Origin of the sequence: Pseudomonas sp. FG1, assembly GCF_034313875.1 — a bacterium.
GTDB classification, from domain to species: Bacteria; Pseudomonadota; Gammaproteobacteria; order Pseudomonadales; family Pseudomonadaceae; genus Aquipseudomonas; species Aquipseudomonas veronii.
On sequence record NZ_JAVIWP010000003.1, the window covers coordinates 19590 to 39907 of the forward strand.

Sequence of the window (20318 nt, forward strand, 5' to 3'; positions counted from 1 at the left end):
TCTTGTTTTTATCGGGATGATCCGCCCCGCAGCACATCAGTGGCTCACTGCGGTCATGACTACCTTGCAACGTCAAGGCCTGTGCTTGCCGGCTTGCCGGCTCAGCATTCCATTTGCCACTTTAGCATTTGCTTAGGTGGTCCTGAAAAATTAACCAATTGATTAACTGAAATCCACCTCAACGCCGATCCCTTTATCCGCCAATTCGTCGCCGTATGCCCCGACAGCACGAACTGAATGTTTTCTGGTGTTCTCGCTTCTTAAAAAGAACGTTTTCGTTCTGCTTGGCATTATTTTTGCTTGGCAAAGTGGTCACTGATTGCAAAAAGGATGGCGCAACGTGGCAATGGGGGTAACCCGTATACGCATCACGTCGAGATGCATTTTCATCGACCTGGCGCCTTTCTTCATCACACCAAGCAGCCCACATTAAAATAAGAGAACCGTGAGCTATGGATTTTCGCTTATTGAACGAGAAAAGTCAGATCTTCGTCCATGCCGAGCCCTATGCAGTCTCCGACTATGTTAACCAGTATGTCGGTACGCACTCTATTCGCCTGCCCAAGGGCGGGCGCCCGGCAGGCAGGCTGCACCACAGAATCTTCGGAGGCCTCGACCTGTGTCGAATCAGCTACGGCGGTAGCGTGAGGGTGATCTCGCCTGGATTGGAGACCTGTTATCATCTGCAAATAATACTCAAAGGCCATTGCCTGTGGCGTGACCATGGCCAGGAGCACTATTTTGCGCCGGGCGAACTATTGCTGCTCAATCCGGATGACCAAGCCGACCTGACCTATTCAGAAGATTGCGAGAAATTTATCGTTAAATTGCCCTCAGTGGTCCTTGATCGGGCATGCAGTGAGAACAATTGGCACAAGCCGAGGGAGGGTATCCGTTTCGCCGCGCGACACAATCTCCAGCAACTCGATGGCTTTATCAATCTACTCGGGTTAGTTTGTGACGAAGCGGAACATACAAAGTCGATGCCTCGGGTCCAAGAGCACTATGCGGGGATCATCGCTTCCAAGCTGCTCGAAATGCTGGGCAGCAATGTCAGCCGCGAAATTTTCAGCAAAGGTAACCCGTCTTTCGAGCGAGTCGTTCAATTCATTGAGGAGAATCTCAAACGGAATATCAGCCTTGAGCGGTTAGCGGAGCTGGCGATGATGAGTCCACGCTCGCTCTACAATTTGTTCGAGAAGCATGCCGGCACCACGCCGAAGAACTACATCCGCAACCGCAAGCTCGAAAGCATCCGCGCCTGCTTGAACGATCCCAGTGCCAATGTGCGTAGTATAACTGAGATAGCCCTAGACTACGGCTTCTTACATTTGGGACGCTTCGCTGAAAACTATAGGAGCGCGTTCGGCGAGTTGCCTTCCGACACCCTGCGTCAATGCAAAAAGGAAGTGGCTTGATTACGAACGTAGCCGAAGAAGGGATGGGTTGGCATCGCCCCGGCTTTCTTAGACACTCTCCAAGCTCTGAAATATCGTTTTACAAACTCCACTGGCTATAGTGCCGGCGTTTGCCCGCGCTCTCCGTGGCCGCGTCCCAATGCAGGTCGGGTTCCTCAACCCGAAGTGCCCTTGGGCATCTCCACTTCAGCGTCTGACCTTGCTGGCCAGTTCGCCGCCGATGCCGAAGTGGCCTTTGGGCATCTCGGTTATGATCACTCGCACGCTGGTCAGCGGCGCATCCAGGGAGCGCGAGATGGCCTCGCTGACTTCGCGAATGAGGGTTTCCTTCTGCTCGTCGCTGCGGCCCTCAAGGATGTGAATCTGGGCAATAGGCATGGTGCACCTCCTGAAGAAGAGGCCGCCCGGGCAGGGCGGCCGAATGGCTCAGATGAAGCGCGCGGAGACGCTGCCAAGCCCCTGACAGCGCACGGTGATGTTGTCACCCGGCGCCACCGATACCGCAGCCGTGATGCCACCGGTCATGATGAAGGTGCCGGCCGGTATGTGTTCGTCGCGCTCTGCCAGCAGGTTGGCCAGCATGGCCACGCTGGACAGCGGATGGCCGAGCACTGCGGCGCCGGCACCAAGTTCCACCACCTCGCCGTTCTTCTCCATCACCACGCCGAGAGTGCGCAGGTCGACATCCTCGAGGTTGGCCATGCGGCCTCCGGTGATGTAGCGGGTCGACGAGGCGTTGTCGGCCACCACGCTGATCAGGTCGAACTTGAAATTCTCATAGCGCGAGTCGATTACCTCGACAGTGGGGATCACGTAGTCGACCGCGGCGATCACGTCGCCGATATGGCAACCAGGCCCCACCAGCGGTGCCTTGGTGACCACCGCGATTTCCGCCTCGATCTTCGGATGGATCAGCTTGGAGCAATCCACCACGCCACCGTCGGGCACGCTGAAGTAGTCGGCGAGAAAGCCGTAGATCGGCGTCTCCACGCCCATCTGTGCCATCTTCGCCCAGGAGGTCAGGCCCATCTTCAGGCCGACGATCTTGTTGCCGCGCTCCTCCTTGCGGCGGCGGATTTCCCACTGGATGTCGTAGGCATCGGCAAAGGTCATCTCCGGATAATCATTGGTGACCTTGTGGATGTCATGGGCCTGCAGTTCGGCGTTCTCGATGTGCTCGGCCAGTGCCAGCACCTGCTCGCGGTTGAGGGTACGGTTCATGCGCTCACCTTCTGGTTCTGGCGGGCCCGGGACATATCCAGGGCGAGGTCTTCGATCATGTCTTCCTGGCCACCGACGGTGCCGCGCCGGCCCAGCTCGACCAGAATGTCGCGGGCCGGTACGCCGTATTTCTTCTCGGCGCGCTGGGCAAACAACAGGAACGAGCTGTACACCCCGGCATAGCCCAGGGTCAGCGCATCGCGGTCGACGCGAATCGGCTGGTCCATCATTGGCACGACGAGGTCTTCGGCCACATCCATGATCTTGTAGAGGTCGATGCCGGTTTCCACGCCCATGCGCTTGCACACCGCGACGAAGACTTCCAGCGGGGTGTTGCCGGCACCGGCGCCGAGGCCGGCGACCGAGCCGTCGATACGCGAGGCGCCAGCTTCGATGGCGGCCAGCGAGTTGGCGATGGCCATGCCCATGTTGTGGTGGCCGTGGAAGCCGATCTCGGTGGCGGGGTTCAGCTCGGCGCGCAGCAGGCCGATCTTCTCGCTGACTTCATCGGGCAGCATGTAGCCGGCCGAGTCGGTGCAGTAGATGCAGTTGGCGCCGTAGCTTTCCATCAGCCTGGCCTGCTCCAGCACTTTTTCCGCGCTGATCATGTGCGCCATCATCAGAAAGCCGACGGTATCGGCGCCCAGCTTGCGCGACATGCCGATGTGCTGTTCGGAGACGTCGGCCTCGGTGCAATGCGTGGCCACACGAATGGTGGAGACGCCACAGTCGAGCGCCATCTTCAGGTGGTCGACCGTGCCGATGCCCGGCAGCAGCAGGGCGGATACCTTGGCCTGCTTGAGGCGCGGGATCACCGCACGCAGGTATTCCTCGTCGCTGTGCGCGGGGAAACCGTAGTTGATCGAGCGACCGCCGAGGCCGTCGCCGTGGGTGATCTCGATCAGCGGCATGCCGGCGGCGTCGAGGCCGGTGGCGACCGCGATCATCTGCTCGAGGCTGATCTGGTGGCGCTTGGCGTGCATGCCGTCGCGCAGGCTCATGTCGTGCAGGGTGACGTTCTTGCCTTGCAGATTCATGGTGCGACTCCTTTAGGCCAGTGCCGCTTCACGACGTGGCAGTTGAATGGTGCCGCTGGCGATTTCCTCGGCGAACATCTCGCCGGTGCGCAGCGCGGCGGCGGTCATGATGTCGAGGTTGCCGGCGTACTTGGGCAGGTAGTCGCCCAGGCCCTCGACCTCCATGAAGATCGAGACGCGGTTGCCGTCGAATACCGGGCCATTCTTCAGCCGGTAGCCGGGCACGTACTTCTGCACCTCGGCGATCATCGCGTGGACCGATGCGGTGATCGCATCCTGGTCCGGCTCGGTTTCGGTCAGGCAGTGGATGGTGTCGCGCATCATCAGCGGCGGCTCGGCCGGGTTGACGACGATGATCGCCTTGCCTTCCTTGGCCCCGCCGACCTGCTCGATGGCACCGGCGGTGGTGCGGGTGAACTCGTCGATGTTCTTGCGGGTGCCCGGGCCGATGGAGCGCGAGGACACCGTGGCGACGATCTCGCCGTAGGCCACCGGCTGCACGCGCGATACCGCGGCGACCATCGGGATGGTGGCCTGGCCACCGCAGGTGACCATGTTGACGTTCATTTCCAGCGTGCCGACGTGCTGCTTGAGGTTCACCGGCGGCACGCAGTACGGGCCGATGGCGGCCGGGGTCAGGTCGACCATCAGCACGCCCAGTTCGTTGAGCTTGCGGCTGTTCTCGGCATGTACATAGGCGGAAGTGGCATCGAAGGCGATGCGGATATCGTCGTCGAGCACGTGCGGCAGCAGGCCGTCGACGCCTTCGGCGGTGGTCTTCAGGCCGAACTCGCGGGCGCGCTTGAGGCCATCGGAGTTGGGGTCGATGCCGACCATCCAGACCGGCTCGATCCATTCGGAGCGCAGCATCTTCATCACCAGGTCCGTGCCGATGTTGCCCGGGCCGATAATCGCCGCTTTCAGTTTCTTGCTCATCAGGCTGTCCTCGATCAGATGAAGCGCACGGAGGCGCTGCCGATGCCGCCGATATCGACGCGCATGAAATCACCGGCCTTGACCGGTTCCAGCGGAACCAGCGAGCCGGACAGGATCACTTCGCCGGCCTTCAGGCCGATGCCGAAGTGGCCGAGGGTGTTGGCCAGCCAGGCCACGCAGTTGACCGGCGAGCCGAGCGCAGCCGCTCCAGCGCCGGTGGAGAGCAGCTGGCCGTTTTTCTCGACCACCATGCCGCAGGTGACCAGATCGACCTGGCGCGGTGAGACGGCCTGGTCGCCGAGCACGAACAGCCCGCAGGAGGCGTTGTCTGCCACGGTGTCCTGGATCTTGATCTTCCAGTCCTGGATGCGCGAATCGACCACTTCGAAGCAGGGAATCACGCATTCGGTGGCGGCCAGCACGTCGGCATTGGTCACGCCCGGACCCATCAAATCCTTCTTGAGGATGAAGGCGATCTCGCCCTCGGCGCGTGGCTGGATCAGCTTCTCGCTGATCGGCATCGCCTCGCCGCTGTTGTAGACCATCGCGTCGGTGAGGTAGCCGAAGTCCGGCTGGTGCACGCCGAGCATGTTCTGCACGGCCTTGCTGGTGACGCCGATCTTCTTGCCGATCACTCGCTCGCCAGCGGCGAGGCGCCGTTCCAGCATGCGCAGGGAGATGTGGTAGGCGTCCTCGACGCTGATGTCGAAGCCGCGGCTGGTCAGCGGCGTGACGGTCTCGCGCTGGACCATCGCCTGGTAGAGCTCGTCGCCGAGTTTGTTGATCAATGTCTTGTCCATATCGGTCTCTCTCAGGAATGGAGTGCGTCGGCCTCGGCGAGGAAATTCTCGACCAGGCGGGCGAAACGCTCGGCGTGTTCGATCTGAGTCCAGTGGCCGCACTGGCCGAACACGTGTAGCTGGGCGTTGGGAATCCACTGCGCGAGGGTCAGCGAAGCCTGCAGCGGGATGATCCGATCCTCGCGGCCGTGGATGACCAGGGTTTCGTGGGGCAGAGCGCGGATATCGGTCTCGTTGCTGGCCAGATCGTCGACTCCGTTCTGCCGTGGCGGCGGGAACATCGCGGCGAACGACTCCTGAAAGCCGGGGCGGATGCTGGCCTGGTAGCGCAGCTCGGCCAGCTCGTCGTTGACCAGGGTGCGGTCGTGGGCGAACAGATCGAGCAGCCTGCGCATGTTGGCCAGCGACGGCGTGTAGCCCCAGGCTGTTTCCAGTCCTGCGGTGATGGGGAAAGACACACCGACGCTGCCCATCAGCACCAGCCGGCGCACACGCTCGGGGTGACGGATGGCCAGTGCCAGCGCCAGCCCGCCGCCGAACGAGTTGCCGACGATGTCGGCCTGCTGGATGCCGAGGGCGTCGAGCACGCCGATGGCATGCTCGACCCAGCGCGCCTGGCTGTATTGGCCATCGGCCGGACGTTCGCTGTAGCCGAAGCCGAGCATGTCCGGGGCGATCACCCGGCGCGTCTGCGCCAGCTGCGGAATGATCCCGCGCCAGTTGGCCCAGGCGGTGACGCCGGGGCCGGAACCGTGGATCAGCAGGACCGGGAAGCCTTCGCCCTGATCATGCAGGTTGGTGCGGTAGCCGGCGGCGAGGATTTCGCGACCGATTTCAGGGCTTTGCTGCGGTGCGTTCATGGCCAGGTCCTCAGAGTTTCACACAGATGTTTTTCAGCTCGGTGTAGAACTCCAGCGAGTGCACACCCCCTTCGCGGCCAATACCCGACTGCTTGCTGCCGCCGAAGGCAGTGCGCAGGTCGCGCAGGAACCAGCTGTTGACCCAGACGATGCCGGCCTCAATCTGCCCGGCGACGCGGTGGGCGCGCGAAGCGTTCTCGGTCCAGATCGCCGAGGCCAGGCCGTAAGGCAGGCTGTTGGCCAGTTCAATGGCTTCCTCCTCGCGGTCGAACGGGCGGATATGGCAGCACGGGCCGAAGATTTCCTCGGTGACCACCGCCGAATCGTCGGCCAGGCCGGTCCAGATAGTCGGCTGCACCCAGGCGCCGCCGGCGAGGTGCGCCGGCATCTCCGGCACGCCGCCGCCGGTGACAACGGTGGCGCCGTCGTCGACTGCCTGCTGGTAGTAACTGAGGACTTTTTCACGGTGCTTGTGGCTGATCAGCGGGCCGAAATTGGCCTCTGGATCGTTCGGTTCGCCGATCTTCAACGCTTCGGCGCCGGCCTTCAGGCGGGCGACGAACGCGTCGAAGATCGGCCGCTCGACATACACCCGCTCGGTGCCCAGGCAGACCTGGCCGCAGTTGGCGAAGGCCGAGCGCAGGGTGCCCTCGATGGCCTTGTCCAGGTCACAGTCGGCGAAGACGATGCCGGCGTTCTTGCCGCCCAGCTCCAGCGACACCTGGCGCACGCCCTTGGCCGCGGCGCGCATGATGGTTTCGCCGGTGCCGGTCTCGCCGGTGAAGGTGTAGGCGTCGACGTCCGGGTGCTCGGTGAGGAAGGCCCCGGCCGAATCGCCGCCGAAACCGTGCACCACGTTGTACACGCCGGCCGGCACGCCAGCGGCCTGCATCACCTCGCCGAGCAGGGTGGCGGTCAGCGGGGTTTCCTCGGATGGCTTGACCACCACGCAGTTGCCGCAGGCCAGCGCCGGGCCGACTTTCCAGGTCATCAGCAGCAGCGGCAGGTTCCACGGGCTGATCACCCCGATCACCCCCTTGGGCCGGCGCACGCCGTAGTTGAGTGCACCGGCGCCGTCCGGGGTGGCCATCTCGAAGGCGTCATTGGCAACATTCTTGAGCAGGTCGGCGAATACCTTGAAATTGGCCGCGCCGCGCGGAATGTCGATGTGGCTGGCCAGCGACTTCGGCTTGCCGGTGTCGAGGCATTCGGCCTCGAGAAACTCGTCGAAGCGCGCCGTGATGCCATCGGCCACGCGATGCAGAATCTCAGCGCGCTCGGCCACCGTCATCTTCCCCCAGGGTCCCTTGAGCGCGGCACGGGCAGCTTTGACCGCAGCGTCGACCTCGGCGCGGCCGGCCTCGTGGACGCGGCCGATCACCTGGCCGTTGGCCGGGCTGACATTGTCGAACAGCTTGCCGCTGGCCGAACCGACGAAGGCACCGCTAATGAAATGCTTGATTTCTTTCATCTGCGCAGTCTCTGCAATAAGTCGAACCGGACCATCAGGTCAGCACGGTCATGAATCGTTCGTTGAGAATGCGGTCGTGGTAAAAGATCGCCTTGCCCAGCTGGTCAGTGGTCCAGGTCACCGGTTTGTGGTCCGGGTAGTTGTAATCTCCCCCGCAGAACACTTCGTTGCGGTTACCGGACGGGTCGAAGAAGTAGATGGTCTTGCCGTGAGTGAGGCCGTGGCGGGTTGGGCCGATGTCGATAGATGTGTCGGTCATGGAGATCAGGTCGGCGGCGCGAAGCAAGTCTTCCCAGGTTTCGAGGTGGAAGGACACATGATGGAGGCGGCCTTTTTCCGGATGGTGAATGAAGGCCACGTCGTGGGCCTTGGTCGACAGACTGAGGAACTGGGCGACGCGCGTGCCATTTTCGTCCAGCACCTGTTCGGCCAGATAGAAGCCGAGCACCTTGGTGAACAGGTCATAGGTCGCCGGCAATTCGTCGCCATACATGAGGGCGTGGTCGAAACGCACAGCCGCCATACCTTTCAAATCGCGCGGCCATGCCTCGGGATTGACCTCATTCACACCCCACTTTCCAGTATATTCCTTGTCTGCATACAACTCGAAGTGATGCCCGGAGGGGGCCTGGAAGCGCACGCGCCGGCCACAACTGTTCAGTTCACCTGCGGGTAGCTGCTCAACGGCACAGCCATATGCCGTCAGATCCCGCTCCAGTTGCCGGAGAGCATCCTCATCCACAACCTTGAAACCCATGAAATCCATGCCCGGCTCATCCGCTTCACGCAGCACCAGGGAAAACTTATCCACTTCGGTCCATGCCTTCAAATAGGCGCGCCCGAAGTCATCACGGTCCACTTCGATCAGGCCGAGCAGGTCGCGGTAGTGGGCCAGGGCACTCTCTAGATTGAGTACGCGCAGCTGGATGTGGCCGGGTCGCATAACGCCTTTTTTCATGACGGCACCTCTTGTTTCATCTGTTGTTTTTGTCGCCTTCGCTATTAGGGCGAAGGCATTCGATGCTCAGATCGGACTGCGGAAATACCTGGCATGCCAGCGCCAAGCCTTGGCTCTCCAACTCGGGCGGCACGTGATGGCAGCTCATGCGACCGCGACGGTAATTGCCATGCAGCACATGGACCTTGCACAGCCCGCAACCGCCGCCGCGACAGCCCACCGGAATGCAGCGTTTGTGCTGGGCTTCCATGGCGCGCAGTACCGACTGGCCCTCCGCACAGCGGAATGACTGGCCGCTTAGCACTTCGAACACCTCGTAGCCGGCACTGTTCATATTCATCCCAGATACACTAAACATGACGGAAGTATCCCCCAACAGCTCTGCGTGATGCCGGCATAACCCCCCCGAAAATGAGCGTCAGGGATCTTATGTACGTTGCTTCTTCGCATGTCGATTTCTCTTCTTAACCAGACATAAGGGTCAACCCAGGTCTCCCCCTGCCACCGGAAGAGTTATACCGGTGATGTAGGAGGCGGCGTCAGAAGCAAGGAACAGAATTGCCTCGACCTGCTCGTCAATGCTTCCGTAGCGTTTCATAAGGCTGCTGTCGAGGGACTGGTCGACGATCTGCTGGTACCAGACCTTCTCCTGCTCACTCGGCTCGGCGCTATTGCGCGGAATCCGCCGTGGCGGCGCCTCGGTGCCACCCGGTGCGGTGGCGTTGACGCGGATGCCGCGCTCGGCGGTTTCAAAGGCCAGACAGGCGGTCAGGGCGTTGACGCCACCCTTCGCCGCGCCGTAAGGCACGCGATGGATCCCGCGCGTGGCAACGGAGGAAACATTTACGATGGCGCCACTGCCCTGCTCGAGCATTAGCGGCAGCGCGGCGTGGCAGCACCATAGGGTAGGGAACAGTGAACGCCGCACTTCGGCCTCGATCTCGTGTTCCTGGTAATGCTCGAATGGCTTAGCCCAAATGGTGCCGCCAACGTTGTTGATCAGAATGTCCAGCCGACCGAAGCGCTCGAGCGCCGCCGCCATCACCCGTTGGCACTCGGCGAACTGCTCAAGGTCGGCGGTCAGGGTCAGCACCTCAGCGACTCCGACCAGTTCGTCGGCCAGCTCATGTATTAGCTCGGAACGGTCGACTAGCAGCAGCCGACCGCCTTCGGCCGCCATCCGTTCGGCCACACGGCGACCGATGCCCTGGGCAGCGCCGGTGATAACGGCAGTCTTGTCCTGGAAACGTTTGTTCATGAACCACCTCGGTTGTGTAGCCCAGATGCAATTTTGGGAAAGTTCGCAGGGAACCTGGGGCCTACTGAACGAATAAAACAGGCCCGCTCACCTAGTAAGCGGACCAAAGGAGCCTCTAGGCGCTGGCGGCGAACTTCTCATAATAGAAATTGGCCGGCTGGATGCCCTGTGCGCGAATGTACTGACTGACCGCCTCGACCATCGGTGGCGGACCGCAAAGGTAGACATCTACCTCACCGCCGTTGAGGTGTTTGGGCTCGATGTACTGGGTCACATAGCCCTTTTGCGGATAGGCGCTGTCTGGGCTGGCGACGCAGGCGGTGTAGCTGAAGTTGGGAATGCGCGCGGCGAATGCCTCTAGCTTGTCCATTTCAACCAGATCGTAGTCATGGGTGACGCCGTAGATCAGATGGAGCGGGTGCTCGCTGCCCTGCTCGGCGATCTTCTCCAGCATCGCGGTGAACGGTGCTAGGCCGGTACCGCCCGCCAGCAACAGCAGCGGCCGCTTGATCTCGCGCAGATAGAACGCGCCCAGCGGACCAGCCAGACTGACGCTATCGCCGACCTTGGCGAGGCTGGTCAGGAAGCTGCTCATCAGCCCGCCCGGCACGTTGCGGATCAGGAAGCTGACCTCACCATCCTTTTGCAGCGAGCTGAAGGAATAGGCGCGGGTCTGGTCGCTGCCCGGCACTTGCAGATTGACGTACTGGCCCGGCAGGAACGCCAACTGGTTCAGCGATGCGCTTTTGATCGACAGCGAGATGGTGCTCTCGGACAGCTGACGCACGTTGCTGATCGCTGCCTGATAGCTGGCCTGCAGGGTCTTGCAGACGTCCGATGCGGCCGGAACGCGAATCACGCAGTCGCTTTCGGCGCGCATCTGGCAGGTCAGCACGTAGCCCTGCTCGGCTTCGGCTTCGCTAAGTGCATCCTCGATGTACTCCTCGCCGAGGCCGTAGCGGCCGCTCTCGGCGAAGCATTTGCAGGCGCCGCATGCACCGTCTCGGCAGTCCAGGGGTAAATTGATGCCTTGGCGGTAGGCAGCATCAGCAACAGTCTCGCCAGTATTAGCATCGATGAAACGAGTGACGCCGTCTTCGAAGTTCAGTGCAACCTTGTGTGTCATGGCGGCACCTCAGACGTGGTATACATCGATAACTTGGCGGATGTAGTCGTTCTTCAGCACGACCTTCTTGGCCTTAATCAGCGGGGTCTCGCCACATGTGTCGAGGGTGCAGAAGCTGGTGCCAAAGAAGTGGTCCACCGTCTTGTACCGATAACTCATGGTGTGCCAGTTGTAGCGCAGCTTACAGAAGCCGCCGGACTGTTCGAGCAGCTCCACATTGCTGATGTTGTGGCTGGTTCGGGTGTCCGGAATGGTGGCACTGGAGCGCTCGGTCTTGATGCGGAACACCCGATCCTCTAGGCCACCGCGATTGCCGTACCAAATCAGCGAGATCTGGCTCTGCGGGTCTTCGGTCAATTGGTCGCGGTCGTCCCAGGCCGGCATCCAGAAAGTGGCGTCCGGCGCGTACATTTCCAGCCAACTATCCCACTGCTTGTCGTCGAGGTAGCGTGCTTCGCGGTAAAGGAAATCGCGCACAGCTTCGTAGGAGATTGTCATTTACGCGCCCTCCGCGTGGATCAGCCGATCCTGTTCTGCCTTGACGGCCTTGATCATCTGCTGTTGCCAGTACTTGTGCTGCATGACGAACAGGCCTTCGTCTTCCGAGCGGACACCGCTCAGCTTCGGATACAGATCGATCTCCTTCGCGCCCTCGTCCGGCCCCTCGATCCAGTGTTTGGCGCCACGGGACATGTCGTTCATCCCCCCGCCGGCGAAGCCCTCCTGGCAGGCGCGGAATTCCTCCAGGTCGTCCGGGGTGGCCATGCCGCTGACATTGAAGAAGTCCTCGTACTGACGGACACGGCGGGCACGTGCCTCGGCGCTTTCGCCTTTCGGCGCGATGCAGTAGATGGTGATTTCGGTTCTATCCACCGACAGCGGACGGGTGATACGCAACTGCGAGCCGAACTGGTCCATCAGGTAGAGGTTCGGGTAGAGGCAGAGGTTGCGGGAGACGCCGATCATCCAGTCGGCACGGGCTTCACCAAACTCGCTGGCTAAGCGATCTCGCTCGGCGAACAGCGGGCGGTTTTTCGGGTCGCCCCAGCGTGCCCAGACCATCTGGTGGCCATTTTCAAAGGAGTAGAAACCGCCGCCATCCCCGCCCCAGCTACTGGCGCTCATGGCGCGAATATCATCGCCCGCTTCTCTCAGCTTGCGCTGCTGCTGGGTGGCGGCGTAGTTCCAGTGAACAGTACTGACATGGTAGCCGTCGGCACCGTTCTCGACCTGCACTTTCCAGTTGCCTTCGTAAACATAGGTACTGGAACCGCGCAGCACTTCCAGACCTTCGGGCGACTGGTCGACGACCATGTCGATGACCTTCCTCGACTCGCCGAGGAACTCTTCCAACGGGGCGACGTCCTCGCGCAGGCTGCCGAATAGAAATCCGCGGTAGGAAGCAAAGCGCGCAACTTTCTTCAGGTCGTGCGAGCCGTCACAGTCGAAGCTGTCCGGATAGCCGGCGCCCTTGGGGTCTTTGACCTTGAGCAGCTTGCCCGAATTGCTGAAGGTCCAGCCGTGGAACGAGCAGGTATGGGTGGCCTTGTTTCCACTCCTAAAGCGACAGAGCGTGGCGCCGCGGTGACTGCAGGCATTGATGAAGGCATTGAGCTCACCATCTTTGTTGCGTGTGATGAATATCGGCTGCCGGCCCATCTGCGTGGTGTAATAGTCGTTCTTCTCTGGAATCTGGCTCTCGTGGGCGAGATAAATCCAGTTGCCCTCAAAGATGTGTTTCATCTCTAAATCGAACAGCCGAGGGTCGGTGAACATCTCGCGCTTGCAGCGGTAGATGCCCTCGTTCTCATCTTCTTCAACGAGACTATCTATATAGTCGAGCCCCAGGTGCATTGTCATGGTCATGCCTCCATTATTATTGTTTCTGTTGCATAAGAGCCTAAGAGCTAGGCCTTTCTAGAGATAGCCATTTTTTGCACTCCTGTATCCGCTTCTTGCAAGACTGGACTTATCCCTATCAAACCGGACACTGCAGCCCGTTAAGGAAGGTCTGAAGTAGTCCCGTTTTCCGAGCTGATTTTCTCAATGATTTTTAAAAAACAGCGTCTCAATCGAAAATCAGGTCATTTTTCACCTTCAAATACAGGGTTTCGCCCTTGTGAGGCGCTTCGCAGGGTTGATTCCCTGCATCACGGACGCATCTCTCCCGTGATCATTAACTGTTTGCGCACCATCCACAGGTTCGACAGCGCAAACAGCGTGACCTGCTGGGCTGTGTTTTTCACCAAGCCGCGAAACCGCACCTTGGTGTATCCAAACTGGCGCTTGATCACACGGAACGGATGCTCGACCTTAGCGCGCACCTGCGACTTGGCGTATTCGATCTTGCGCTTCATTCGGCCAGTCAGGCTTTTTTTGCCGTGCTTTTTGTGCGAACTGGGCCGGGCGGAAATCGACCAGATCACTTTTCGACTTTCATGTTCGGGGCGCTTGTGGACACCGGTGTAGCCAGCATCTCCGGCAACATGGGTTTCCTCACCATGCAGTAATGGGTCGACCTGAGTCACGTCGGCCACATTGGCGGCGGTACCCACCACGCTGTGCACCAGGCCCGAATCGGCATCCACACCAATGTGCGCCTTCATGCCAAAAAAGTACTGGTTACCTTTCTTGGTTTGGTGCATCTCAGGATCGCGCTTACCTTCCTTATTCTTGGTCGAACTGGGCGCATGGATAATCATTGAGGATGGTGGTTTCATCCGGGATGCGCTCCAGTCCCAGCCCAGCAAACTGGCGCAAAATTGTGGTCTTAGAGCGACTCTTCCATCGCCGGATCGCTGTAGCCGAACCAGTTCTGCATCAGGTGCACACGCAAGATGGCCATCAACGGGTATGACGGCCGGTCGCCTTCACCCTTCGGGTAATGCGGTTCGATCAAGGCAATCAAGCCCTTCCACGGCACCACCCGATCCATCTCGATCAGAAAACGCTCACGTCGGGTTTGTTTACGCTTGCCGGCATACTCAGCATCGGCGAAGGAGATCTGCTTCATCGGAAAACTCGGCGGGTGGTGTCCGGCTATTTTGCCAAAATCAGGAAGTCTTTTTCAGAGTTTCCCTAGACACTCTCCAAGCTCAGGAAATAGCGTTTCTCATACTCTACTGGCGATAACTGCATAGCACTGCCGTGCCGGCGTTTAGGGTTATAAAACATCTCGAATGTAATCGAAAATATCACTCCGGGCTTCTTCGCGTGTTCCGTAGATCTTTCGTCGGATTCGCTCCCGCTTTAACAGCTGGAAAAAGCTCTCTGCAACGGCATTGTCGTGGCAGTTTCCTCGCCGGCTCATGCTGCTGACCACATTGTTAGCCTTCAGGAAGCTTTGCCAGTCTGAGCTGCTGAACTGACTACCTTGATCTGAGTGAATCATCACTTCTTGCTTCGGTTTACGCCGCCACACCGCCATCAGCATGGCGTCGATAGCCAGGTCGCTGCTCATCCTGGGCTTCATTGACCAACCGATCACTTGGCGAGAAAACAGATCCAGCACTACTGCCAAGTACAGCCACCCTTCGTAGGTGCGGAGTTGAGTAAGAGGCAGGGCGTAGTCGGACTATTTCCCTGCCTCTCCTCACCGAACCGGACGTGCACCTTTCAATGCATCCGGCTCTCCGTTTAAACGCTGGCGAACGCCATAGCCACTTCAGTGAAACGCGAGGTCCATGTGTTCCTGAGTTCCGACCTCAGGTAGGGATTACCTTCGGGCAGGCGCCACCGGAACTGCTTCTTGCCTTGCCCAACTAACCGATACAGTATTTCACCGCTGAGTTTGCCGTTATTAGTCTTGCCAAATAAAACCCAGGTCTTACTTTGGCTGGGCTTAGGTGCTTTGCACCATTGGCGCATCAGGGGTTTGATACGGGAGCGGTATTTGTGAGCCAGCCAATGGGCCAGTTTCCAAAACACGATACGATCGATATAGCTGAATGCTTTGGCTTTGAAATCAACGAATTGATAAAACGCGGCCCAGCCTTCCAGCTTTCGGTTGATCGATTCAACCATGTCGATCTTACTTTCACTGTGGTTACCTGAGAGCAGTGCCGTCAGTGAGGCTGCGAAGCTTCTGGCTTTGTCTCGTGGAATCGTCGTTACCACACGCATGTCGCCGTAGCGGCTACGCTTGCGGATGATCCGATGGCCCAGAAAAACAAATCCATGGCGGTTGCAGGAGCTAAGTGCAACACGGTTATTGAATTGAAGCGGGTGCATCATGCTGCATCGCCATTGCTTTTTCCATCACCTCGGTCATCACTTCAATCGGACATTTCCAGTTAAAGCGTTTGCGTGGCCGAATGTTCAGCTCGTAGGCAATGGCATCCAGCTGTTCCTGGCTGTATACAGACAAGTCTGTGCCCTTGGGCAGGTACTGGCGGATCAAGCCATTGATGTTCTCGTTGCTGCCGCGCTGCCAGGGGCTGTGCGGGTCACAGAAGTAGATGGCCACCCCCGTCTTCTGGGTGATCTCGGCATGCCGGGTCATCTCCCGGCCTTGGTCATAGGTCATGCTCTTGCGCACCGCCAGCGGCATCCGGTTGAGGGCCGCACTGAAGCCCTCTACGGCCGAAGTCGCCGTGGCATCGTTCAGCTTGATCAGCATCAGGTAGCCGCTGGTGCGTTCGTTCAGCGTGCCCACGGCAGAGGCGTTGGCCTTGCCTTTGATCAGGTCACCCTCCCAATGCCCCGGCATCAGGCGGTCTTCAATCTCCGGCGGACGCACATGAATGCTCACCATCTCCGGGATCTGGTTGCGCCGATCAACGCCTCCTGCACGTGGCCGGCGCGTACTCTTGCCCTGGCGCAGGCACCGGATCAGCTCCTTGCGCAGCTCACCCACAGGCAGGGCATAGACCGCGCTATAGATCGTCTCGCGACAAACGTAAACGTCTTCAAAACTGGGAATATCCATGCTGCGCAGCTTGCCGGCAATCTGCTCGGGAGAGAAGTTTTTTCGCAGCAACACCACCACCAACTCAAGCAGTTCGCTGCCCAGCACCAGCTTCTTTTGCGGGCGACAGACCTCTCGACGTTGACGCATGTGGCCCTGGGCCGTAGGTGCGTGATAGATGCCGTTGGCGCCCGTGTTGCGCCGCAGTTCACGACTTCGTGGAGGGGCTTCGGCCAAGCAACCGGGCAATCTCTCGCCGGCCCATGCCATGCAAGCGGCTTACCTGAATCGTGGCGCGTTCTTCTATGCTGAGTTCTTCATATGACATGGGGGCAGCACCTTACCGGAAAGGTCAGGTGTTGCACTCAGTTTCCGCGGCCGCCCTTCCGATTGGGTGGAAGCTGTTGAATCCCTGTAAGGCGCCATGAACCTCGACCTTGGGTATGAAGCCCTCGTAAATCGGCGTTTCGACAACCACCGGAGAAACGGCATTGACCCTGATTTGTTTGGATGCCAACTCCATCGCAAGGTGCTGGGTCAGCGAATGCAAACCTGCTTTTGCCATCGAATACGCGGACGACGGCGTAGCCGCGATCGCCTGTTTGCCCCACATCGAGCCGATGTTCACGATGGCGCCGGGACGCTCGCTGGCCACGAGGTTGGCCACGACCTTTTGTGTGATGAAGAAGAACGCTTTATTCAACGACAAATATTGCTCGTAATCACTTTCCGTGTGCTCAAGAAACGCCTTCGGGAAGAACACCCCAGCAGCGTTGACCAGAAGATTGATGTCCTTGTGGTTCTCATCGATGGTATGCAGGAGTCGCTTCACATCTTCGACTCGCGAGAGATCGGCAGTCAGGGCTGTCACAGCGCCCAACGACGACAGCTCCTTGCGGGCCTCTTCGGCTTTGTCTTCGCGGTGACCGACGATGACGACGCTTCCGCCTTGCTCGAGAACCATGCGGGCAGTTTGCAATCCCATCCCACTAGTGCCGCCGATGACCAACAGCTTCTTGCCATTAAATTCAGTGTTCATAATAACCTCTTAAACTACCAACTAAATGGTAGGATCATGTTGCAAAAAGTGCCGACCTTAGGTCAACACGGTAGAAAGAAAAGTGTTTCCAACATCGGCCGGTCCGCGTGGCGATCGCATGCCACGGCCCACCACCATCGAGCCCTCCAACGCGCACAAGAACGCCTCTGCGAGAGCCTCTGCGGCGGAATTTGAGGTGATCAGCGCGGCACGCTGACCGTCGGCAACGACAAGAGTCAACCAGTCGAGATTGACTTTAAAGAATCGCTTGACCTCGCTCACAACGGCGTCCGGCAGCGAGTCCGACTCGGCACCCAACATGCCGCAGACACAAAGGCGCCGGTCCTTGGCGAAGGTGCGTTCGAAAAGTGCCGCATACGCAGTTAGCCTATCAGGCGCTTTCGCATGCTGCCCTTCGATGCTCAGCAACTCCTCACGAAACCGGTGCGTGTAGCGCTGTGCGACCACGGCCACGAGTTCTCCCTTCTTGGGGAAGTGGTGGTGGATGCTTGGTTTTTTGATGCCTACCAACTGGGCCACGTCGTCGTATGAGAAGCCGTTGTAGCCATGCCGCTGTACCAAGCCTTCAGCGGCATCGACCACGCGCTCGGCGGTCGGCGAGATTTCGGAGAAATGCTTCATGCAAGTGCCTCATTTGATTCAGCGACTGGCAGATGGCCTGTCTTGACCAGGATAGTGCAGCCTTCATTGCTGAAGGGGCGGTGAGCACTCAAATGCGGACTGCGCATCCATGTGCCGGCAGGGTAGCTTCCGAACTCATCCTCAAAGACGCCTTCCAACACATAGATTTCTTCACCGCCGTAGTGACGATGCGAATTGAATCGTGTCCCCGGAGCCCAGCGCACCAAAGCCGTATGTTGGGTGTCGAACTCAGAAAGTGGCATCACCGACAGACCCGGCACGAGGCCTGGAAACCAGGGTCCGTTACGAGTGTCGACCACGGTGCGTTGGCTGTCGGCTAGATCAAGATGGCGCAGCTTGACGAACAACGTGCAACCCGTCGCGGAGCTTGGTGCATGCGAAGAACCTGGTGGATTCTTGATGTAAGTCCCAGGCCCGAAGGTTCCGGACTCATCGGTGAACATACCATCAAGAACGAGGATTTCTTCGCCCAGGTGATGAACATGGCGCTTGAACCTCGATCCTGGCGCATATCGCACGAACGAGGTGGCCCTCGCCACTTCGTCGCCATCACGCTCCAGTAACTGGCGTTGAATCCCAGTCGCTGGCGAATCGACCCACTGTAAGCTTGAAGGCTCGACGACAACACGCTGCGAAAGATCTGAATTAAGTTTCATGGCTTTTATTTTCATATACCGACTAATTGGTAGGTAGAATGGAAGTCCCCGGTTCGCTTGTCAAGCAGCTTTCGCCATTTTCTTTCACACATTGAAAAACAGTGAATTGGTTACGAGAACTCGCGAAGCTTAGCGAATGAAAGGGACTTCCCCGTCCAAGTCCGCGGCGAAAGTCGCGAGGCGGCATCAAGGTGCCATGATGAAGTTTCATAACTGCATCAATTACTGGAGGGGAAGCCAATGTCAGTTATCACGGTGGGAATCGATTTAGCCAAGACGGTGTTCGCCGTTCACGGCGTCAATGAGGCTGGCAAAGCCATATTGGTGAAACCGAAGGTTGCGCGTGATCAGTTGGTGCCATTGATCGCGCAGTTACCGCCGTGTTTGATTGGTATGGAGGCTTGCTCAGGGGCGCACCACTGGGCGAGGGTGTTTGTTCAGCACGGACATACTGTCAGGTTGATGGCTCCTAAACTCGTTGCTCCTTATCGGATGTCAGGTAAGCGCGGTAAGAATGATGCAGCAGATGCTGCTGCAATCTGTGAGGCAGTGACCCGACCCAGCATGCGGTTCGTACCCGTCAAGGACGAGCATCAACAGGCGACTCTTTGCCTTCATCGCACTCGGCAGGGATTTATCGAAGAGCGCACAGCTACTTACAACCGACTGCGGGGATTACTTTCTGAATTTGGGGTGGTCCTGCCGCAAAGCCCAGAGCGATTGAGAAGAGAGATTGGCCCTTATCTGGACAGCTTGCCTGGCTGGGCAAAACGGTGCATGAGTGAACTGTTAGAGCACACCAGCCATATCGAGGACCGCTTGGTAGAGCTTGATCGAGCAATCAGCCAGATTGCTCGTGAAGATGATCGTAGCCGTAGGTTGCTGCAATTGCGCGGGGTTGGCTCGACCACGGCGAGTGCCTTGGTTGCCAGTATTGGGGATGGGCACGACTTCAGAAATGGTCGCCAAGTGGCTGCATGGCTCGGACTGACGCCAGGTCAGTACAGTAGCGGTGGAAAGCAGCGTTTGGGGAGTATCACCAAAGCCGGGGATGCCTATTTACGGAGTCTACTGGTGCTCGGGGCTCGATCTGTAATGGCCAACCTGGGCGATAAACAAGATACATTCAGTCGCTGGATCCGCAATCTGATTGAACGTCGCGGTTACTGGCGTGCGGCCGTCGCGATTGCCGCCAAGAATGCAAGGATGGCCTGGGCCGTCCTGCATTACGGCGACACGTTCAAGCTTGAGCAGGTAGAACCAACTGGTGCGTAGGCCCTGGCTTCCTATTGCTCAACTTTTAAGGCGTCAGGGTAGAACCATGAGCAGATAAAAAGAGGATCAATGTGCACTGCCGTCGTTGATGTGAAGCGGGTTGGACCTACGTGGGGTATACCTGAAAATCGTATGGGGAATTCAGTCCCGGTTAGCGAACGAGGTCCTCACGTGCGTCTTTCATCAGGGTCCGAGCCATCAGCTCAATATGACCGTTTGTAGTACCGCAGTCCTTCACCTTCTTACGTCGATCCGGCACGCGCAGCAGTGCAGCAATACAGAACACAATCGCTATTGCGCTTGCGCTCAATGGGGAAGCCCTTGTAGTACGAAAATTTCCGTTTTCTCTATTCGCCCCCATTCGATGCGCTGCGCGCGATTCTCCTGAGCGCGGACTTCGTACCCGCACGAGGCGAAGTCCACACGGCCTCCGGATCGCCCTACCCACTTCCAGTCGCACCCACAGTAAAGATCGCCGGCTTCGCTGGTGTTGCGGTCGTAGTAGACCTTCTGGCGTAGCTCAACCTTGGCCTGCTCGAAGGTCGTAGGTGCGGAGGCAAGAGCGAAGTGAGACGTGGCCATCTGCATGGCCAAAAACATCATGAGGATCGATTTCACGGTCTTTTCCTTAAAACAAGGGTGATTCCAGGCTATTCAGGGGAAAAAAAACCCAAGCAAGGCTTGGGTTTGAGCG

General features: G+C 58.9%; 18 protein-coding genes and 5 pseudogenes. 2 read left to right on the forward strand and 21 right to left on the reverse strand.

The features are described from left to right. The first annotated feature begins 452 nt into the window (after window positions 1-452). Window positions 453-1418 carry a XylDLEGF operon transcriptional activator XylS gene (gene xylS, locus RGV59_RS30965; protein WP_004575911.1) on the forward strand — a complete coding sequence of 322 codons (966 nt, stop codon included), beginning with the start codon at window positions 453-455 and terminating at the stop codon, window positions 1416-1418. A 186-nt stretch (window positions 1419-1604) separates the two neighbouring features. On the opposite strand, the gene RGV59_RS30970 is transcribed toward xylS, so the two are convergent. The 20 genes and pseudogenes from RGV59_RS30970 to RGV59_RS31065 all read right to left on the reverse strand — a co-directional run bounded on the left by RGV59_RS30970 (window position 1605) and on the right by RGV59_RS31065 (window position 18349). Then, window positions 1605-1796, reverse strand: a complete 192-nt coding sequence (locus tag RGV59_RS30970) for a 2-hydroxymuconate tautomerase (protein ID WP_004575912.1) — start codon at window positions 1794-1796, stop codon at window positions 1605-1607. Window positions 1797-1844: 48 nt separating this feature from the next. Further along, entirely contained in the window at window positions 1845-2639 is a 795-nt protein-coding gene (gene dmpH / locus RGV59_RS30975) for a 2-oxo-3-hexenedioate decarboxylase (protein WP_004575913.1), read from the reverse strand. Next, on the reverse strand, window positions 2636-3676 hold the full coding sequence (gene dmpG / locus RGV59_RS30980) for a 4-hydroxy-2-oxovalerate aldolase (RefSeq protein ID WP_003450283.1): 1041 nt from the start codon (window positions 3674-3676) through the stop codon (window positions 2636-2638). Before dmpG ends, dmpH begins: the two co-directional genes overlap by 4 nt. A 12-nt stretch (window positions 3677-3688) precedes the next feature. Then, the gene (locus RGV59_RS30985; RefSeq protein ID WP_004575914.1) at window positions 3689-4612 is read right to left on the reverse strand and encodes an acetaldehyde dehydrogenase (acetylating); all 924 of its coding nucleotides are present in this window, start codon (window positions 4610-4612) and stop codon (window positions 3689-3691) included. Window positions 4613-4626: 14 nt separating this feature from the next. Continuing rightward, the gene (dmpE, locus tag RGV59_RS30990) at window positions 4627-5412 is read right to left on the reverse strand and encodes a 2-oxopent-4-enoate hydratase (protein WP_004575915.1); all 786 of its coding nucleotides are present in this window, start codon (window positions 5410-5412) and stop codon (window positions 4627-4629) included. Between the two features lie 11 nt (window positions 5413-5423). Continuing rightward, complete coding sequence (locus RGV59_RS30995) at window positions 5424-6272, reverse strand: alpha/beta fold hydrolase (RefSeq protein ID WP_004575916.1); 849 nt, start codon at window positions 6270-6272, stop codon at window positions 5424-5426. A gap of 10 nt (window positions 6273-6282) precedes the next feature. Then, window positions 6283-7743 (reverse strand): 2-hydroxymuconic semialdehyde dehydrogenase, encoded by a 1461-nt coding sequence (locus tag RGV59_RS31000; protein ID WP_011600763.1) that lies wholly within the window; start codon window positions 7741-7743, stop codon window positions 6283-6285. A gap of 34 nt (window positions 7744-7777) precedes the next feature. Then, window positions 7778-8701: a catechol 2,3-dioxygenase gene (locus RGV59_RS31005; protein WP_004574997.1), complete on the reverse strand. Its 924-nt coding sequence runs from the start codon at window positions 8699-8701 to the stop codon at window positions 7778-7780. Window positions 8702-8717: 16 nt separating this feature from the next. Then, window positions 8718-9035, reverse strand: a complete 318-nt coding sequence (locus RGV59_RS31010) for a 2Fe-2S iron-sulfur cluster binding domain-containing protein (RefSeq protein ID WP_004574996.1) — start codon at window positions 9033-9035, stop codon at window positions 8718-8720. Between the two features lie 147 nt (window positions 9036-9182). Further along, entirely contained in the window at window positions 9183-9959 is a 777-nt protein-coding gene (locus tag RGV59_RS31015) for a 1,6-dihydroxycyclohexa-2,4-diene-1-carboxylate dehydrogenase (RefSeq protein WP_011600762.1), read from the reverse strand. Window positions 9960-10074: 115 nt separating this feature from the next. Next, window positions 10075-11085, reverse strand: a complete 1011-nt coding sequence (benC, locus tag RGV59_RS31020; protein ID WP_011600761.1) for a benzoate 1,2-dioxygenase electron transfer component BenC — start codon at window positions 11083-11085, stop codon at window positions 10075-10077. 9 nt (window positions 11086-11094) lie between these two features. Continuing rightward, window positions 11095-11583, reverse strand: coding sequence for a benzoate 1,2-dioxygenase small subunit (benB, locus tag RGV59_RS31025; RefSeq protein WP_011600760.1), 489 nt, complete (start codon window positions 11581-11583; stop codon window positions 11095-11097). After that, the gene (gene benA, locus RGV59_RS31030) at window positions 11584-12939 is read right to left on the reverse strand and encodes a benzoate 1,2-dioxygenase large subunit (RefSeq protein WP_029615494.1); all 1356 of its coding nucleotides are present in this window, start codon (window positions 12937-12939) and stop codon (window positions 11584-11586) included. It lies immediately after the preceding gene. 296 nt (window positions 12940-13235) lie between these two features. Then, window positions 13236-14098 (reverse strand): annotated as a pseudogene (locus tag RGV59_RS31035) (IS5 family transposase). A gap of 65 nt (window positions 14099-14163) precedes the next feature. Continuing rightward, a pseudogene (locus RGV59_RS31040) lies at window positions 14164-14641 on the reverse strand (IS3 family transposase); the annotation flags it as partial. A gap of 80 nt (window positions 14642-14721) precedes the next feature. Continuing rightward, a pseudogene (locus RGV59_RS31045) lies at window positions 14722-15261 on the reverse strand (group II intron maturase-specific domain-containing protein); the annotation flags it as partial. A 31-nt stretch (window positions 15262-15292) separates the two neighbouring features. Further along, a pseudogene (locus RGV59_RS31050) lies at window positions 15293-16319 on the reverse strand (IS30 family transposase). Window positions 16320-16367: 48 nt separating this feature from the next. Then, window positions 16368-17030 (reverse strand): annotated as a pseudogene (locus RGV59_RS31055) (SDR family NAD(P)-dependent oxidoreductase); the annotation flags it as partial. Window positions 17031-17087: 57 nt separating this feature from the next. Continuing rightward, window positions 17088-17672: a TetR/AcrR family transcriptional regulator gene (locus tag RGV59_RS31060; RefSeq protein WP_009399092.1), complete on the reverse strand. Its 585-nt coding sequence runs from the start codon at window positions 17670-17672 to the stop codon at window positions 17088-17090. Next, the gene (locus tag RGV59_RS31065; protein ID WP_009399094.1) at window positions 17669-18349 is read right to left on the reverse strand and encodes a cupin domain-containing protein; all 681 of its coding nucleotides are present in this window, start codon (window positions 18347-18349) and stop codon (window positions 17669-17671) included. Before RGV59_RS31065 ends, RGV59_RS31060 begins: the two co-directional genes overlap by 4 nt. A gap of 240 nt (window positions 18350-18589) precedes the next feature. Here RGV59_RS31065 and RGV59_RS31070 point away from each other — a divergent pair, with 240 nt between their 5' ends. Then, complete coding sequence (locus RGV59_RS31070; RefSeq protein WP_043095457.1) at window positions 18590-19624, forward strand: IS110-like element IS1492 family transposase; 1035 nt, start codon at window positions 18590-18592, stop codon at window positions 19622-19624. Between the two features lie 306 nt (window positions 19625-19930). On the opposite strand, the gene RGV59_RS31075 is transcribed toward RGV59_RS31070, so the two are convergent. Next, entirely contained in the window at window positions 19931-20242 is a 312-nt protein-coding gene (locus tag RGV59_RS31075; protein ID WP_028619973.1) for an endonuclease, read from the reverse strand. Window positions 20243-20318: the final 76 nt, after the last annotated feature.